1 pseudogene is annotated in these 502 nt (G+C 48.6%); it reads left to right on the top strand.

The features are described from left to right. Positions 1–32: 32 nt before the first annotated feature. A pseudogene (locus A3762_RS08280) lies at positions 33–502 on the top strand (hypothetical protein); the annotation flags it as partial.

The following is a 502-nucleotide window of genomic DNA, read 5'->3' as shown; positions in this document are numbered from 1 at the left end:
CAAGCAAATACTTAAAAATAATGGAGAACGAAATGAACACACATTCAATAAAGAAAACCGCATTCGCCGCTGTACTTGCAACTGCTATGAGCCAGGCCGCTTTCGCACAATCATCAGCTTCAAGTGATGCACCACTTAATGAGGATTCAAATTCAGGAACCTACTGGGGTGTCGGTATTGGTACAGCACTAGGTGCCATCATTGGTGGCCCTGTTGGCGCAGCAGCCGGTGCAGCATTAGGTGGCAGCTTTGGGTATGGCCATGACCAAGGTGAGGCTTTAGAGGTGAGTGAGAATCAGCTCGATGCGCAGACCATGACACTCGCTAAGCTTGAATCTAAGTATGTGCAATCACAGCGCACCATCAGTAAGTTAAAAGTAAAGAACGCCAACATCACACGTGAAAACGCACTGCAGGCATCAGAGCTTGCCGACCTTCGCGCCCAAGAGATCACGGAGCGAGAGCAAGCGGAGATTCTATCGAATATCGCGAAGCATTATTC

This window comes from Oleiphilus sp. HI0125, assembly GCF_001635355.1.
Note: the sequence above shows the minus strand (reverse complement) of the source record. Positions and strands in the feature narration are given on the sequence as shown.